Origin of the sequence: Stagnihabitans tardus, from assembly GCF_009925085.1 — a bacterium.
Taxonomy (GTDB): Bacteria; Pseudomonadota; Alphaproteobacteria; order Rhodobacterales; family Rhodobacteraceae; genus Stagnihabitans; species Stagnihabitans tardus.
This window is the reverse complement of record NZ_JAABNR010000002.1, coordinates 193,735-211,352: the sequence shown is the minus strand read 5'-3', so window position 1 is coordinate 211,352 and position 17,618 is coordinate 193,735. Positions and strand designations below refer to the sequence as shown.

Here is a 17,618-nt window from a genome sequence, read left to right as displayed (position 1 = left end):
GGGCGGCGGGGTGAACCCCCTACCGTTGATGAGACGAACCCTGATCCCACGGGCGACAGGGCCCAGGGCCCGATCGCCCCCTTGCACCAAGGCGCCACCCCTGCCACCATGCACCCAACCGCCGGGGCGCTGCATTTGACCTTCCGTTTCCTCCATACCGCCGACCTGCACCTGGACAGCCCCCTGGTCTCGCTCGCCCTGCGCGACCCCGCGCTCGCCGCCGAGGTCGCCACCGCCTCCCGCACCACGCTCACCCGGATCATCGACCTCTGCCTCTCCGAGCAGGTCCATGCCCTGATCATCGCCGGAGATCTCTGGGACGGCAGCCAGACCTCCGCCAAGACCCCGCGCTTCCTGAAACAGGAACTGCAACGGCTGTCCGACGCGGGGATCCGCTGCTTCATCATCCGGGGCAACCATGACGCCGCCTCCAAGGTGACGCGAGAGCTTGACCCGCCGCCCCTGACCCATGTCTTCGGCACCAAGGCCGCGACCCAGAGCTTCGAGGCGGGCGGGCAGATGATCGCCGTCCACGGCCTCTCCTTCGCCGAGGGTGCCGTGCCCGAGAGCCTCTTGCCGCGCTATCCCGCGCCGGTGCCGGGGGCCTTCAACATCGGGATGATGCATACCTCGCTGAACGGCGCCCAGGGCCATGACCTCTACGCCCCCTGCGCGGTCGCTGACCTCGATGCCCATGGCTATGACTATTGGGCGCTAGGTCACATCCACATCCGCAGCCAGCATCTCGGCCGTGCGGCCGTCGTCATGCCCGGCATCCCCCAGGGCCGCGACATGGGCGAAGCGGGGCCCCGCAGCGTCACCCTTGGGCATTTCGACGGCAAGCTGACGCTGGAGGAGCGCTTCCTGGCCCCCCTGCGCTTCGACCGCGTCACCCTGGACCTCACCGGCCTCACCGACTGGACCGAGCTCCTCGCCCGCCTGCAAGCGACCCTGCACGGCGCCCCCCGGACCGAGGATCACCTCGTCCTGCGCGCCACGCTCACCGGGGCGACGCCCCTGGCCTTCCGCATCGCCCGCGACCTCGACCGGCTGAAACAAGAGGCCCTGACGCTGGCCGAGGGCCTGCCCGGCCTCTGGATCGACAAGCTCGAGAACCGCACGACCGGAGAGGCCGCCTCGGCGCTGCCCGCCGACCTGGTGCAGATCGTCACCGCCGACCTGCCCGCCGACCCCGCGGTGATGGAGACCCTGACCCGCCTCGCCGCCGATGTCCTGCAAGACCTGCCGCCCGAGCTCCGCGACCTCCTCGGCCAGGACGAAGAGGCCCTGAAGGCCGCCTGCGATACCCTTTTGCGCGGCGGCATCGACCGGCTCTTGCCCCGCCTCAGCCTCGGAGAGGCCTGATGCGCCTGACCCGGCTGGACCTGACGCGCTATGGCCATTTCACCGACAAGCGGCTGGACTTCGCCGCGCCCGCGCCCGGCGCCCCCGACCTGCACGTGATCTTCGGCCCGAACGAGGCGGGGAAGTCGACGCTTTTCTCCGCCTGGCTGGACCTCCTCTACGGCATCCCGCTGCACAGCCGTTACACCTTCCTGCACCCCGGCCCGACGATGCAGATCGGCGCCAGCCTGACCCATGCGGGCGGCACGCTGGACCTGGTGCGCCTCAAGAAAACCACGGCCAGCCTGCAAGACCGCCAAGGCCAGGGCCTGCCCGAGGCGACGCTGCAAGCGGCGCTGGGCGGCATGTCGCGCGAAGGCTATGCGGCGATGTTCTCGTTGGACGACCAGACCCTGGAAGAGGGCGGCGAGGCGATCCTGTCGTCGCGCGGCGACCTGGGCGAGATGCTGTTTTCCGCCAGCGCCGGGCTTGCCGCGCTCTCCCCCCAGCTCGACGCGATGCGCCGCGAGCTTGACGCCTTCCACAAGCCCCGCGCGCGGGCCTCGGTCTTGAAGACCGCCCGCGACAGGCTCTCCGACCTCGACCGGATGCGGCGCGAGCTCGACGTCACCGCCAGCGCCGCGCAAAAGCTGCAGCGCGATGCGGCCACGGCGGAAAAGACCTGGGAGGCGGCGCGGGCCACCGAGGCCGCGCTTTCCTCCGACCTCGACCGCCTGCGCCGGGGCCTCGCCCTGATCCCGCAGATGGAACGCCGCGCCCGGCTTTTGTCCGAGCTGGAGCCCCTCTCCCACCTGCCCCAAGCCACCCAGGCCGAGGCCGACGAACTGACCGCGCTGGACCAGGCCCTGCGCGAGGTCTCGGGCCAGATGACCGCCCGCGCCGAGACCATCGCCACGACCGAGGCGCGCCTCGCCGCCCTGCCCCGCGACCCCGCGATCCTGCCCCTCTCCGCGCCCATCGCCGCCGCCTCGGGCCTTTACGCCCTTCACCTGGCAGCCCTCAGCGACCTGCCCCGCCGCCGCGATGCTTGGGCCCAGGCCCAGGCCGACCTCGCCCGCCAGATGCACTCGCTGGGCCTGACCGGAGACCCAATCTCCCAAACCCTGCCGCAAGATCACCTCGCCCGCCTCCGCGCCCTCCTGACCCGCCGCGACCTCGGCGCCCTGGCCTTGGCGCAAGCCGAAACCGAGGCCCAGGCCGCCGCCCAGCGCCTCGCAGACCTCCCCCCGCCCGAGGCGTCGGAGGCCGACCTGCAAAGCCTCGCCCACCTCATGGCCGACCTCCGCACCAAGGACCCCGAGGCCCAAGCCACCCGCGCCGCCCAGGCCCTGGCCGACCGCCAGGCCGAGGCCACCACCGCACTTCGCGCCCTCGATCCCTGGTCGGGCGATCTGACCGCGCCAATCCCCGCCCCCTGGCAACTCGCCGCCTGGGAAGCCGCCGAGACCCCCACCCGCACCGCCCTTGCCGATGCCACCCACGCCCGCAACCGCGCCCTCTCCCGCCGCGCCCCCACCGACGCCCCCTCCTTCCAGGCCGCGACCGAGGCCCGCTCCCGCCGCGAGGCTGCCTGGGCCACCCACCGCGCCGCCCTGACGCCAGAGACCGCCCAGGCCTTCGAAGAGGCCCTGCGCCATGACGACCGCCTGACCCTGGACCTTGCCGGAGCCCTCTCCGCAGCGACCCTGGCCCAGTCGGCAGAGCAGGAGTTGGCCCTTGCAGAGCAGGCCCTGCAGTCGGCAGAAACCGCCCGGCAGGCCCACTTGACCGAGATCGCCAAAGCAGCCCAGGCCCTGGGCCTGCCGGGAGCAAAGCTCCAGGACCTCCGCCCCTGGCTTGCCCTCCGTGAGCGCGCGCTCACCGCCCAGGACGCCCAATCCCGCGCCGAAACCGCCCTGGCCCAGGCTGATGCTGTCCTCAAGGCCGCCGCGAATGACCTCGCCCAAGCCCTCTCGCTCGACCCCACCCTCGGCCTGCCCCGCCTGCGGGCCGAGGCCCTGGCCCGGCTCGACCGCGCCGACCGCCAGAAGGAAAGCGCCCGCCAGCGCGCCCTGGCCCAGACCGAAGCCACCCGCCGCGCCGAGGCGCTGGCCCAGGCCCAGGCCGCCCAAGCCACCTGGGCAGAAGCCTGGCGCCAGGCGACCCATTCCACGCCCCTCGCGCTGCGCCCGCATGACGACCCGGGCCTCGCCGCCCTTCTCGACGGGCTCGACGACCTCTCCCGCCGCGCGACCGAGGCCCAGGACCTCGCCGACCGCATCGCCAAGATGGAGGCGAATTCGGCGGCCTTCCACCAGGCCGCCCACACCGTCCTTTCCGCCCTCTCCCTGCCCGAGACCGCTTGGGAAACCCTCCCCGACCGCCTCTCCCGCGCGCAAGAGACCGAGCGCGCCCATGCCACGGCCCTTGCCGACCTGACCCAGGCGCGCGCCGCCCAGGGCCAGGCCCAGGCCCGCCACGATGCCCTCGTCGCCCGCCGCGAGGCCCTGGCCGCAAGGCTCCAGGCCCCGCCCGGCGCCCTCTCCGACCACCTGCAGCTCTGCCTGCACGCCAGCCGCCTGCGCGCCGACCTGGCCGAGATCCCGCCCCAGGACGCCCCGCCCGGCGATGCCGCAACCCTGGCCGCCGAGTCCCAGGCGACCGAGACCCGCCTCGCCCTCGCCCGCGCCGACAGCGAGACCGCCTTCGCCGCCCTGACCGAGGCGCGCCGCGCCCTGGCTGCCGTGGGCACCGACGATGCCGCCGCCCGCATCGCCTTCGACCGCGCCAACCTGCTTCACGACCTGGCCGAGGCCGCGCGCGATCACCTTGCCCTGAAACTCGCCATGACGGCCTTCGACATCGGCCTGCGCCGCTATCGCGAAAGCCACCGCAGCGCCATGCTGGCCCGCGCCTCCGAGGCCTTCCGGCGCCTGAGCCGGGGCGCCTATCGCGGGCTCGACGCCCAGCCCGATGGCGCCTCCGAGGTCCTGGTGGCCATCCCCGCCCAGGGCGGTGCGAAACTGGCCGCCGACCTGTCCAAGGGCACGCGGTTCCAGCTTTACCTCGCGCTCCGCATCGCGGGCTATCACGAGATGGCCAAGGCCCGCCCCCCCGTTCCCTTCATCGCCGATGACATCATGGAGACCTTCGACGATGGCCGCTCGGCCGAGGCCTTTGGCCTCCTGGCCGATATGTCGTGCACCGGCCAGGTGATCTACCTGACCCACCACGCGCATCTTTGCGACATCGCCCGCAAGACCTGCCCCGAGGTCCGCATCACCGACCTGACGTCTTGAACCGGGCTGCCGGGCGGGTGATAGTGGCCCGGCAAAGGCGGTGGTCATGCGGGTGGTTCTGGCGTGGGAATTGGGCGGCAACTGGGGCCATGTCCGCAGGCTGCGCGCGCTCGGAGAGGCGCTGACCGCCCAGGGCCACAGCGTGCATTACGTCCTGCAAGAGCTTGGCGCATTGCGCCCCCTCCCCAGGGGCGCGGTTCTGTGGCCGGCACCGGTCTGGAGCGGTCTTCTGCGCCACGCCGCCCTGCGCGGCCTTGGTGAGCCCCGGCGGTTCGGCGATGTGCTGGCCAACCTTGGCCTGCAAGGCTCGGCCATGGTCGAGGGGCTCTTGCTGGGCTGGGAGTCGCTCTTGTCCGCGATCCGGCCCGATGTCGTGGTGGGGGACTTCGCCCCCTCCCTGATGCTGGCGGCGCGGGGGCGGATGCCCCGTGTCGCCGTGGGCACGGGCTTTACCGTGCCCCCGACCCATCTGCCCGGCTTCCCCCCCTTCCCCGGCGCCGAGACCGAACCGCTGGTCGCCGAGGACGCCCTCTTGACGCTGGTCAACCGGGCCCTGGAGCGGGTCGGGCGGCCCTTGCTGGATCACCTGCCGCAGATGGTCCAGGCCGAGGCCGCCCTGCCCGCGGTCTTTGCCGAGCTGGACCCGGCGGGGGCGCTGCGGCAGGACAGGCTGCTCACACCCAGCATCCCCGCCGAGGTCCTGACCGCGACCCGGCCCGAGACCCCGGGGGCCGCGGTCTTCGCCTATCTGCCTGCGGCCGACCTCGGCGCCGATCACCTGGCCCTGGTCGAGGCCCTTGCCCGCCGCGTGCCCGTCACGGCGGTCATGCCGGGCCTGGATGCCACGCGGGGCGAAAGGCTGGCGCGGGCGGGGGTGCGGCTGATGCAGCAGGCGCTGACCTGGGACCGGATCGCCAAGGGCCACAGCCTGGTGCTGTGCGCGGGCGGGATGGGGACGGTCTCCTCGGCCCTGGCGCTGGGCCTGCCCCTGGCCGTCCTGCCCCATGGCTTCGAGCAGAAGCTGACCGCAAGGGCGCTGGACCGTGCGGGCCTTGGCGCCCTGCCCGGGGTTTCCGCCGAGGGCCTGGCCGGGCTGATCCTGGACGAGACGGCCCGGGGCGCGGCCCTGGCCCGCGCGGCCGAGGCGGCGCAGGGCTTTCGCGCCCGGATGACCGATCCCGTGGCCGAAACGGTCTCGGCCATCACCGCGCTGGCCGTCTAAGGCTTTCGGCCCCTTGAACTTTGCTCCGGTGAAACCTGTTGACCGTCTGGGGTCCGGCCCCCTAGACTTCGCCCGGCTTGCCCTGCCAGCCCTTTTGACCCCGGAGCTTTTCATGATCGCCCTTCCTCCCGTGCAGCTCGATGGTTCGCCGCTCGATGGCAGCACCGTGAACGCAACCCTGGCCGAGGCCGCGCAGTCGGGCGCCCTGGTCGGCCTCCTGACCGGGGGGGCGAGCTATACCCTGCTGGACGACGCGGGCGGGCTGTTCTTCCTGGACGGCGACCAGCTTCGGCGCAGCGAAAGCGGGGTCCTGTCGGATGTGGATCAGCCCTCGGTCACCCTGACGCTTCAGGTCGATGACGGCGCGGGCAATATCTCGACCGTGACGGCGGTCATCGCGGTCTCGGCCTCGGCGTCGCATGACCTGGTTTCGGGCTCGGCCGACAACGATGCGCTGTTTTCGGTCACCGGCAGCGATTTCATCCTGCCCGGCGCGGGGAATGACACGATCGAGGCGGGCAGCTCGGATGTCATCATCCTGAGCGGCACGCGCGACGATTACGAGATCGTCGTGACCGAGGGCAACGATGGCTACGGCGGCTATGGCAGCGGCGGAGCGACGGACACGACGATCACCCTGCGCGACCTGCGCGACGGCAGCCCCGATGGCGAAGACCTGATCGTGACCCCCAGCGGGGTGCAGTTCCGCTTTGCCGATGGCGACTATTCCCTGTCCGAGGCGCGCGACAACGTGGTCACGGGCCTCGCCGTGGATGGCCGCGTCCTGTCCATCGCCAAGCACCTGTCCGAGGACCTGCCCGCAGGCAGCGACATCGGCCAGGTGACGATCCGCGGCGCGGGCCACGAGGTGCCGGTCATCACCAGCATCGAGATCCTGGGCTTCAGCGAGGGGCAGATCTTCCCCACCACCCTCACCGGCGACCGCGCCGCCTTTGAAATCACCTCAAGCGGCATGCTGCGCTCCCTGGTGGCGCTGGATTTCGAATCCTTCAGCAGCTATGCCCTGCGCGTGGTCTATCAAGATGCAGCCGGAAACACCGGCTTCGACATCCTGAACCTGCAGGTCCGGGACCTGGACGAGGCGCCCGAGATGGTGTCGGGCCCGGGGTTGAACCAGGCCTTCAAGCTGACGAATTTCACCGACACGACAACGGATGTGCGGCTGGGCACCTTGGGCGCGCTGGACCCCGATGGCTCGACCGGGACGGTCAGCTTCCTTCTTGGCGGGGCGGATGCCGACAAGTTCTTCGTGGCCGATGGGGTGCTGTTCCTGAAGGCCGGGACCGTGCTGGACACCGGGTCGCCCTTCGACTTCGACCTGACCGTGACGCCAGTGGACAGCAGCCAGCCCGCAGGGGCCTCGGCCACCGTGGACCTGGACATCGGCGTCCGCGTGCCCAGCCCGCTGGAGGCGATCCGCTGGGACTTCACCGCGCCCTCCGACATCAAGGTCTATCTCGCGCCGGGCGGCGTCACGGTGACCGAGGACCTGGCCTTCTTCGCCGATGTGTCGGCGCCTTATACCTCGGTCGGCTGGAGCGCCGGACAAGTCGCCCTGATCGAGGCGGTCTTCGGCTTCTTCGCCTCGGTCGCCGATCTGACCTTTACCTTCGTCACCTCTTTGGCCGATGCCGATTTCGCCATGCTGGCCGCGCCGGATTCCTTCGACGGCTCTGCGGCCTATTGGGCCACGGGCGGCGGCACGCTGACAGCGGGCTCCGAGACGGCTACGCTGGATGGCTGGGGCCATTTCGGCATGGACAATTTCACCACCAGCGGCTTCGAACCGGGCTCCTTCGGGTTCTATGCCCTGATCCACGAAATCGCCCATGGCTTGGGCATGGCCCATCCGCATGACACCGGCGGCGGGTCGGTCATCATGGAGGGGGTGACGGCCGATTTCGACTCCTACGGGGCTTTCGACCTGAACCAGGGCATTTACACGATCATGTCCTATAACCGCGGCTGGGAGACCGGTCCGAACGGAGGCGCCACCCTGGTCTCGGGCAATACGGCCAGCCTGGGGACGCTGGATATCGCGCTCTTGCAGGCGGTCTATGGCGCCAATACCACGACCCATACCGGCGATGACACCTATGTGCTGACCGATGTCTCGGACGGCTATTCGGCCATCTGGGACGCGGGCGGGCGCGACAAGATCGTCTATGCCGGGACGGCGGATGTGGTGATCTCGCTGCAAGAGGCGACGCTGGATTACTCGGCGACGGGCGGCGGGGTCGTCTCTTATGTCGAGGGCGTGCAGGACGGGTTCACGATTGCCCATGGCGTGATCATCGAAGACGCGCGCGGCGGGCGCGGCAATGACGACATCACCGGCAACGGCGCGAACAATGTGCTGGCGGGCGGGCGCGGCGTCGATACGCTGCGCGGCGGTGCCGGGGATGACGCGCTGGCCGGAGGCGCGGGGGCCGATGTGATCGACGGCGGCACGGGGATCGACCGGGTCACCTACGCGGCCTCGACCTCGGGGGTGCAGGTGAACCTTGCGAGCGGCGCCACCTCGGGTGGCGATGCGGCAGGCGATGTGCTGAGCGGGATCGAGAGGGTCATAGGCTCGGCCCATGCCGACGCGCTGACCGGCGACGCGGGGGACAACCTGCTGTCCGGGGGCGACGGGAATGACACGATGTCCGGCAGCGCGGGCGATGACCGGCTGCTCGGCGGCGCGGGGGAAGATGTCTTTGCCTTTGACCTCGGCTCGGGCAGCGACCGGGTGCTGGACTTCGCAGCGGGAGACCGGATCGGCCTGACCACCGCGCTGTGGGACAGCATCGGCGCGACGGACTTCGCCGATTTCCTGGCAGATCACGCCCGTCAGGCCGGCAGCCGCGTCATCATCGACTTCACCGCGACCGATGTCCTGCGGGTGGAGGGCGTGACGCTGGCCAGCCTCCTGCCCGACAGCTTCGTGATCTTCTGACCTCCCGGCCTATCCTGCGGGATGGGCCAGGAGATCGACCAGCATCAGCATGACCAGCGCCTGGCCATAGGGCGTGGGGATGTTCGGGATGCGGCGGTAGAAGTCCAGGTCATGGCCCATGGGTGTCCCGTCCGAGACATGGGCCACCAACCCATCCGCCCCGATGCAGCCCTGCACCGCCTCGGCCGCGCGGGTCACCATGGGGCGAAAGCTGTCCGGCAGAAGCCCCAGGGTGATCCCCCGCGACAGCCCATAGGCAAAGCCCGCCGTGGCCGATGCCTCGATGGGCGAGGCGGGATCGTCCAGAAGCGTGTGGAAGAAGCCCGAGGCCGCCTGCAGCCCACGCAGCCGCGTGGCCTGGGCGCGGTAGATCGCGGTCAGGTGGTGGCGGATCGGCGGGGCCATGTCGGGCAAGATGGCGAAAAGCTCGGGGATGGCGATGGTCACCCAGGAATTCCCCCGCCCCCAGAAGGCATTGGCGAAGTTGTGCCGCCCGTTGAAGGTCCAGCCGTGATACCAGAGCCCGGTCCTGGCATCGCCCAGGAAGCGGGCGTGGATCAGGAACTGGTGCAGCGCCTCGTCACGCCAATCGGCCCGGTCGAAGCGCCGCCCGGCCTCGGCCAGGAAGAGGCAGGTCATGAAGAGCGTGTCGTCCCAAAGCTCGCCGTCGTTCATCCGTTCCTTGACGACATGCTGAAAGCCGCCGTCCTCGGTCTTGGCGAGGCCGTCACAGAGCCAGCCCGCCCAGTCCTGCACCAGGGCCTCCCAGTCGGGGCGTTGGACATGGGACAGAAGGAAGACCAAGGGCAGCATGGGCGAGGTCGAGTTCACCTGGCGCGGCGGCAGGCCCCGGCCGATCTGCCAGTCATACCACTCGGCCAGGGCGTCCAGCAGGGCGCGGTCCTTTGTCGCCTCGGCATGGCGCAAAAGGCCGTAAAGCCCCACCCCGATCTCCCAGTCCCATTCGTCGAATTGCAGCTTGAACCCGCCCTCGGCCAGGGGCGCCGTCTCGTTGATGCCGCGCAAGCGCGCGAGGCCCGAGGCGGTGGCGGCAAGCTGGGACAGAAGGGTGGCGTGGTCAAAGGGCATCTTGGGGCTCGGAATACGGGGTGATGACGGGGTCGGAAGAGGCGGTCGGGAAGGGCATGGGCTGGCCGTTCAGGGAGAGGCCCTGGTGCCAGTCCAGCCGCAGGGCGCCGGCGGTGAGGGTTTGGCCGTCGAGGCCAAGGGTCAGGCTTTGCGCATGGGCCTCGGCCGCGTCAGGGTCGGTGAAGCCCGCCTTGATGAGCCAGCCGGTGAGCGCGCCCTGGACGCGGTGTTCAAGCCCCGCGCCGGGGCCCTGGGTCAGGGTCTGGATCGGCCCGGTGGCCTTGACGAGGACCGAAGCCGCGCCTTGGCGCAGGACCAGCCAGTCGGGCCCTCGGCGGACCTCGTCGAACTCTGACAGCGGCGCATAGGCATGGGTGAAAGGGAGGCGCGGGTCCGGGCCGAGGTCATAGAGCATCAGGACCGTGTCCCCCGCCATGCCCACGCGCGGCATGACGCCATTGCCCGCCCAGTAAGAGGGCCGGTTGTGGCCCCAGGGGTCATCCTCTCCGGGGTGGTTGACCCAAAGCCGGGCAAAGGGCGCCGTGAACTGCACATCGACGAGGTGCTGTTGGTGGCCATGGGCACCGGGCGTGCCGTCGATGGCCGCCGAGAGCTGAACATGCGACGACTTCCACAGGCCCAACCTGGCGGCGGTGCCGAAGCCCTGGACATAGCGCGCCTGCAAGGGCGTCTTGGGGGCAGCGAGGCCCGCCAGCCCCTCGGGCGGTGTATAGGCCGAGACGCAGAACTGCGGCAGGGCCGCGACCCCGGTGCCGATCCAGCCCTGCCCGGTGGCGACGGCCAGGAAGGGGGCCAGCTCGTTCAAGGGCCCGGCGCGCAGCTCCTTGTCATAGGCGCGACCCATGGAGCCCGAAGCGACTCCGTTCAGCCCATGCAGGGCGATCATGGTGAAGAGCCGGTCGAGGAGGGCGCGGGAAGGGTCCGCGATGGCCGCCTCGCCGAAATGCTCCAGGGCCAGGAGGCCGATGAAGTCGATCGGGTAATAGGCGGCGGAATTCCATTCGGCCAGGCCATGGTCGCTGACCGAGGCCAGCCAGCGGGAAAGCCTTTGGCGGGCGAGCTCCAGGTGCTGCGCCCCGGTCAGGCCAGTGTTCGGGAAGACATGGTCGGGATAAAGCCGCCCGGCGAGGTATTCCGATACATGGAAGCAGAGGACATGGTTCTCGGACCAGAACCACATCGTGTCATTGCCAGGTTCCGTCATCCAATAGCGGAAGCCAAGCGCCGAGGCCTCGGCACGCGCCTTCTGCGCAGGCGGCAGGAAGTCGGGGTGGTCGGTCAGCAGCCACAAAAGCGGCACCAGCACGAAATCGGCGCAGTCGCGGCGGGTGTCGATGGCGTCGAGCGTGTCATCCAGCGTGGCCGCGTCTTCCTCCGTGAAGGGCAGGCCCAGCGCCGCGCGGGCGAGGAGCTTGCCGGCGCGGGGCTCTCCGTGCTGGGCAAGGTGGCGCAGGGCCTGGGTCTTGCGGGCGGGAAGGGTCTCGGCCAGGGGGAAGGCGGGGTCGAGGCGGGCGAAGCCGATCTGGCGGTCGACCTTGAGGTCTCCAAGGGCGAAGGTCAGGGAGAGGGGGTGGTAACCCTCCGGCAGGCCCCGGCCCAAAGAGACCTGCGTGGCGCCTGCGGGGAGGGTCACTTTGGTCTCGAAAATCGGCGGCAGGTGCGAGAGGTGGACCGAGGGATGGACGCGGGCCGTGACCTGAACCGCGACGGGCGCGGGGGCGGAGACGGCGAGGGTCAGGTCCTCATCGGGGGCGAAGGCGGTCTGGGTCGGGTGGATGTCGCGGGCGAGCGCCATCAGGGCAGGAAGCGCCGAGGGGTCGGCCTTGGTCGGGATCGTGGCGGCCACGGCGGAGGGGGAAAGCAGCGTCAGTTCGACGAAGAAATTCGTGTCGCGCTCGGCCATTTCCTCGGCGCGGATCAGAAGGTCGATGCCCTTTGCGGGCAGGTCCAGGGTGATCTCGGTCTGGGCGGTTTTGTTGCGGGTATAGGGTTCGAAGGCGGTGATGAGCACGCCATCGGCCCAGATATGGACGCCGCCGCAGGTCTCCAGCCGGAAGCGGTGGGCTCCGGGGGCGGCGGGTGTCAGGTGGCAGCGGGCGAGACGGGTGAGCCGCTGGGGCAGGTGCCAGAAGCCCGAGAAGTCGAGGCGGCGGTTGAAGCCCGGCAGGTTGACGCCCGTGATGGGGAAGTCGCCGGGGAAGGGGACCGTGCGGGTGGCGATCTCGGCGCGGGTGGCGATGCGGCAGGGGAGGTCTCCGACCGCGACGAAGCCGTTGATGAATTGGTAGTCGACGTTATCGGTTCCGCGTGTGACCGGGCCGGGGAAGGAGCGGGTTTCCAGGGCGGAAAGGGCGAAGGCGGTCAGTGTCTCGCCGGGGCGAGTGGTGAAGCGGGGGGGGAGGGCGGCTTCGATCTCTGCGATCTTTCCGGGGAGCGCCTCGGGGGAGGCGATGGTGTGGGCGGGGGTTTCCCCGGGCGTCGCGGGGGTGTGGCTGCGGGCCTTGGACCAGGCCATGAAAACCGAGGCGATCCCTGCGCGGTTGGCGCCAAGGATATCGCGGGAGAGGTTGTTGCCGACCATGACCACGCGGGAGGGGTCGGGGTTGCCCATCGCCGCAAGGGCGGCCTGGAACATGGCGGGGTCGGGCTTCAGGGCGCCGATGTCCTCGGAGATGATATGGGCGTCGAAGAGGTCCCAGAGGCCGAGGGGCTTCAGGAGGTTCTCGAAAGTCTCACGCGGGCCATCGGCCACAAGCGCCAGGGGATATCCCGCGGCATGGAGCGCGCGGACGGCATCGACGGCGCCGGGGATGGGTTGGGCCGTCAGGACGACCTCCGTTCCTTGGCGTTTGACCTCGGTGGCTTCGTCGATCAGCGTGTCGCCGCAGTCGAGGAAGACGGCCTCGAGATGGGGCACCAGGGCGGGGAGGTCACGGATCAGGGCGCGGGTCCGCTGCGGGATCAGGGTCTTCAGGGCCTCCCAGGGGATCAGGGGGACCTGGGTTTCCACGAAGTCGTAACTGGGCTGGAAGGCGCGGGCGTGCAGGTAGCGCCGCGCCAGGCGGTGGGCCTGGGGGCTGGCGGTATAGGCGCCGCTTTCCGCAAAGGGGTTGCCCATGTGGACGCCCTCCACGCCCGCCTCGGGGCCGCAGAGGCGCGCCAGGGTCTCACCCATTTGCGCCTTCATCTGCACGGGATCGGACCAGAGCGCGTGCTTGCCGGGCTCGGCATAGAGGCGGGGGGTGAGGGGATGGGCGACGCGCTCTCCGTGGAAGGAGGCCTCGACGGCAATGATCTCATCGCCCTTCAGATGGACCCAGATATGCTCCAGGTCGTAAAGATGGCCGATATCCCAGTCATAGAAGATGGCATATTCGATCACCGCATCGCCCTGGGGGGTGATCGGATGGCGGGAGGAGGCCGAGGGGCCCGGCGCGTGGTGGATCGTCCAGCCCACGGCCACGGGCGCGAAGGGCTCGGCGCGGTCGTGCAGCAGGGCGGGCAGGTGGCGACGGGCGAGGGCTTCGGTCATCCGTGGACGCCCTCCAGCGCCAGATCCTCGGCGCGGTGGCAGCGGACCTGGACGCCGCCCAAGAGGCGGAGTTCGGGCAGGACCCGCGCGCAGTCGGGCGTCGCATAGGGGCAGCGCGGGTGGAAGGCGCAGCCCGAGGGCGGGGTGACGGCGGAGGGGACCTCTCCGGCGAGCGGCGGGCGGCGGCGGGCGGCGCGGCCACGCGGGTCGGGCTGGGGGACGGCGCGCAGCAGGGCCTCGGTATAGGGGTGGCGGGGGCGGGAGAGGAGGGTGGCGGTGTCGCCCATCTCGACGATGCGGCCGAGATACATCACGGCCAGCTTGTTCGAGATATGCTCGACCATGCCGAGGTCATGGGTGATGAACAGGTAAGTGATGCCGAAGCGCTCTTGCAGGTCTTGCAAGAGGTTGATGTTTTGCGCAGCCACCGAGACATCCAGCGCCGAGACCGCCTCATCCGCCGCGATGAAGGAGGGGTTCAGCGCCAGGGCCCGGGCGATGCCGATGCGCTGCCTTTGGCCGCCGGAGAAGGCATGGGGGTAGCGGCCGGCGAATTCGGGGCGGAGGCCCACGAGGCCCAGGAGCTCGGCGACGCGGTCGTCGATCTCGGCCTTGCGGTGGCCATGGACCAGCATGGGCTCTCCGATCAGGTCCCGCAGGGTCATGCGGGGGTTCAAGGACGAATAGGGGTCCTGGAAGATCATCTGCATCTCGGCCCGGATCGGCCGCAGGGCGCGGTCGTCGAGCCTGGAGATATCGGTGACCGACCCATCGGCGCGACGGAAGTTCACCGTGCCCGAGGTCAGCTCATAGGCGCGCAGGATCAGCCGGGCCACGGTCGATTTGCCCGAGCCGCTTTCGCCCACCAGGCCAAAGGTGTCGCCCTTGTTGATGGAGAAGGACACATCCTCGACCGCGCGCAACAGAGGCGCGGGTTTGCCCCAGCCGGGGGATTTCAGCGGGAAATGCTTGGTGAGGTTGCGGACCTCCAAGAGCGTTTCGGGGGTCATGCCGCACCTCCGGTCAGATGGCAGCGGACCTCTTGTCCGGGGCGGGGGGAGAAGACGGGGGGCGCGGTCACGTCGCAAAGCCCGGGGCGGACGTGGTCGCAGCGGGTGTGGAAGGGGCAGCCCTTGGGGATGTGATAGGGGTCGGGGACCATGCCCTGGATGGTCTGGAGGCGGTGGCGTTTGGCCGCGCCGAGGCGGGGGATCGAGCCCAGAAGCGCCTTTGTATAGGGGTGGCCGGGGGCGTAGAAGATGTCGTCGACCGATCCGGTCTCGACCACCTGGCCCAGGTACATGACGGCGACGCGGTCGGCGATGTCGGCCACCACGCCGAAGTTATGGGTGATGAAGACGATGGCCATGCCGAGGTCCTTTTGCAGGCCGCGCAGGAGGTCGAGGATCTGCGCCTCGGTCGTCACATCCAAGGCCGTCGTGGGCTCGTCGGCGATCAGGAGCGCGGGGTCGCAGGCCAGCGCCAGGGCGATCATCGCGCGTTGGCGCATGCCGCCGGAGAGCTGGTGGGGGTAGCGGTCCAGCATCTCGCCGGGGTTCGGGAGTTGCACCCGGGCCAGAAGCTCGGCGGCGCGGTCGCGGGCGGCGGATTTGCTGCCGCCGCGGTGAAGGAGGACCGTCCGGGCGATCTGGGTGCCGATGGAATGGACGGGGGAAAGCGCGGTCATCGGCTCTTGGAAGATCATGCCGATGCGGTTGCCCCGGAGGCTGCGCATGAGCTTGCTGTCGCGGGGTTGGCCGGAGAGGGTCAGGGGCTCGCCATCCGGGGCGAAGCGGATCGTGCCCGTGTCGGTGGCGTTACGCGCCAAAAGCCGCATGATGGCGCGGACGGTGACGGATTTGCCGGAGCCGCTCTCGCCCACGACGCCAAGGACCTCTCCCCGGTTGACGTGATACGAGACGCCCTGAACGGCGCGGACCGGGCCTTCGGCCGTGGCGAAGGTGACCGCGAGGTCGCGGAGGTCGAGGAGGCGTTCGGGCGGGAAATTGGTCATGTCATTGGCCATAGGGATCGGCGGCATCGCGCAGGCCATCCCCCAGGAAGTTGAAGGCAAGCACCACCAGGACGACGGCGAGGCCAGGCGTCAGGAGCCAGGGCGCCAAGGCCACCGACCTCAGGTTCTGGGCGTCTTGCAGAAGGACGCCCCAGCTGACAACGGGTGGGCGCAGGCCTAGGCCGAGGAAGGAAAGCGCGGTCTCGCCCAGGATCATCTCTGGCACGGCCAGCGTCATGGCGGCGATGATATAGGAGGTCATCGCAGGCAGCATGTGGCGCGTGATGATCCGGGTTTGCGAGGCGCCCGAGAGGCGCGCGGCCAGGACGTAATCCTCGGACTTCAGGGACAGGAAGCGGCCCCGGACGACGCGGGCGAGGCTGGTCCAGGAGATCAGGGCGAGGATCAGGGTGATCAGGACATAGACGAAAAGCGGGTCCCATTCGATCGGCAAAGCGGCGGCGAGGCCCATCCAGAGCGGGATGGTGGGGACGGACCGGATGAACTCCATCAGCCGCTGGATCGCGGTATCGACGCGGCCGCCGTAATAGCCCGAGATCGCGCCCATGGTCAGGCCAAGAACAAAGGCGAAGGCCACGCCGACGAGGCCCGCCGAAAGGGTGACGCGGGCGCCATAGAGCAGGCGGGAAAACACGTCCTGGCCGAGGCTGTCGGTGCCCAGAAGGTTCAGCTTCTGCTTCTTGGCCTCGATGCCAAACAGGTGCAGGTCGGATGTGCCAAGGCCGAAGACCGACCACTCGGCGCCCCTCACGAAGAACTGCACCGGGATCTTCTTGTCGGTCTGCTCATAGGTCACCCTTGCGGTCTCGGCGTTGCGGGTGCGTTTCAGCTCGTAGACGAAGGGCCAGGCCGGGCCGCCGTCCCAGATATGCACCATCTGCGGCGGCACGAAGGTTTGCAGTTTCTCGATCTTGTCGGGCGGATAGGGGGCGAGGAAGGGCGCAAACAGCGCCGCCAGGTAGCAGGCGACCAGGAAGACCAGCGAGACCACGGCCAGGCGGTGCTTGCGGAAGCGCCTCCACATCAGGGTGCGGGCCGAGGCGGTGAAGTGGCTCTCTGCGCGGGAGGTATCGGTCATGGCTCAGCCCAGCCTCACGCGGGGGTCGGACCAGGCCAGGAGGATATCGGACAAAAGCGTCCCCACCACGGTAAAGGTCGACAGGATCAGGATGAAGCCGCCCGCGAGATACATGTCCTGCATCTTCAAGGCTTGCAGCAAAAGCGGCCCGGTGGTCGGCAGGTTCAGGACGACCGCCGTGATGACATCGCCGGAGAAAAGCGCAGGCAAGGCCCAGCCGACGGTCGAGATAAAGGGGTTCAGCGCGACGCGGACCGGGTAGTTCCAGACCACCTGGCGTTCGGAAAAGCCCTGGGCGTAAGCGGTTTCGACATAGGGCTTGCCGAGCTCATCGAGCATATTGGCCCGCATCACGCGGATCAGGCCGGCGGCGCCAGAGGTGGCCAGGACCACGATGGGGATCCAGACATGCTCCAGCACGTTGAGGGCCTTGGCGATGGACCATGGCGCGGTGTCGAACTCGGGCGACATGAGGCCGCCGACATCCATGTTCAGCCAGGAGAAGCCCACCCACATCAGGATCAGGGCCAGCAGGAACTCCGGTATCCCCTTGCCGACGAAGCCGAAGATGGTGACGACATAGTCCACCACCGAATACTGCCGCGTGGCCGAATAGACCCCGATCGGGATGGCGATGCCCCAGGTGAAGACCAGCGAAATCGTGGAGAGCAGAAGCGTCAGCCCCAGCCTGTCCCAGATCAGCGACGACACCGGCGCATTGTAATGGAAGGACTGGCCGAAATCGCCATGCAGCAGGATCTTGGTGATCCAGCGGGCATATTGCCACAGGATCGGGTCGCGCAGGCCGAAATCCTGGCGCATCAGCTCGACCTGGGTGTCGGTCAGGTATTCTCCGCCCCGGCGCAGTTCGGCGACATAGGCGGTGACGTAATCCCCCGGCGGCAGCTGGATGATGACGAAAGAGATGAAGGAGACCACGATCAGCGTGGGTATCGCCCAAAGGCAACGTGTAAGGATGATACGCAGCATGTGACCTCCGGCAAGCCTGGGAAAGGCCGGGCGCGCCGGTGAAAGC

Annotated in this window: 10 protein-coding genes; 4 read left to right on the top strand and 6 right to left on the bottom strand. The window is 69.5% G+C overall.

Annotated features, from left to right (window positions below; genetic code table 11):
- Window positions 1-108: 108 nt before the first annotated feature.
- The 4 genes from GV832_RS02750 (at window position 109) to GV832_RS02735 (ending at window position 8,827) form a co-directional block, all read left to right on the top strand.
- On the top strand, window positions 109-1,365 hold the full coding sequence (locus tag GV832_RS02750) for a metallophosphoesterase family protein (protein WP_227754193.1): 1,257 nt from the start codon (window positions 109-111) through the stop codon (window positions 1,363-1,365).
- Entirely contained in the window at window positions 1,365-4,643 is a 3,279-nt protein-coding gene (locus GV832_RS02745; protein ID WP_168773292.1) for an ATP-binding protein, read from the top strand. Before GV832_RS02750 ends, GV832_RS02745 begins: the two co-directional genes overlap by 1 nt.
- Window positions 4,644-4,689: 46 nt before the next feature.
- Window positions 4,690-5,865, top strand: coding sequence for a glycosyltransferase family protein (locus tag GV832_RS02740; RefSeq protein WP_168773291.1), 1,176 nt, complete (start codon window positions 4,690-4,692; stop codon window positions 5,863-5,865).
- A 112-nt stretch (window positions 5,866-5,977) separates the two neighbouring features.
- The gene (locus tag GV832_RS02735; RefSeq protein ID WP_168773290.1) at window positions 5,978-8,827 is read left to right on the top strand and encodes a M10 family metallopeptidase C-terminal domain-containing protein; all 2,850 of its coding nucleotides are present in this window, start codon (window positions 5,978-5,980) and stop codon (window positions 8,825-8,827) included.
- Window positions 8,828-8,836: 9 nt separating this feature from the next.
- Here the strand turns inward: GV832_RS02735 and bglB are convergent, their stop codons facing one another.
- The 6 genes from bglB to GV832_RS02700 are packed head-to-tail and all read right to left on the bottom strand — an operon-like array spanning window position 8,837 to window position 17,572.
- Window positions 8,837-9,916: a beta-galactosidase BglB gene (gene bglB, locus GV832_RS02730; protein ID WP_168773289.1), complete on the bottom strand. Its 1,080-nt coding sequence runs from the start codon at window positions 9,914-9,916 to the stop codon at window positions 8,837-8,839.
- Entirely contained in the window at window positions 9,906-13,469 is a 3,564-nt protein-coding gene (locus GV832_RS22285; protein WP_265332497.1) for an HAD family hydrolase, read from the bottom strand. Before GV832_RS22285 ends, bglB begins: the two co-directional genes overlap by 11 nt.
- Complete coding sequence (locus GV832_RS02715; protein ID WP_168773288.1) at window positions 13,466-14,479, bottom strand: ABC transporter ATP-binding protein; 1,014 nt, start codon at window positions 14,477-14,479, stop codon at window positions 13,466-13,468. Before GV832_RS02715 ends, GV832_RS22285 begins: the two co-directional genes overlap by 4 nt.
- Window positions 14,476-15,483 (bottom strand): ABC transporter ATP-binding protein, encoded by a 1,008-nt coding sequence (locus GV832_RS02710; protein ID WP_227754192.1) that lies wholly within the window; start codon window positions 15,481-15,483, stop codon window positions 14,476-14,478. The genes GV832_RS02715 and GV832_RS02710 overlap by 4 nt, the downstream gene beginning before the upstream one ends.
- Before the next feature lies 1 nt (window position 15,484).
- Window positions 15,485-16,582 (bottom strand): ABC transporter permease, encoded by a 1,098-nt coding sequence (locus GV832_RS02705; protein WP_168773287.1) that lies wholly within the window; start codon window positions 16,580-16,582, stop codon window positions 15,485-15,487.
- 3 nt (window positions 16,583-16,585) lie between these two features.
- Window positions 16,586-17,572, bottom strand: coding sequence for an ABC transporter permease (locus GV832_RS02700; protein ID WP_168773286.1), 987 nt, complete (start codon window positions 17,570-17,572; stop codon window positions 16,586-16,588).
- Between the last annotated feature and the right edge of the window lie 46 nt (window positions 17,573-17,618).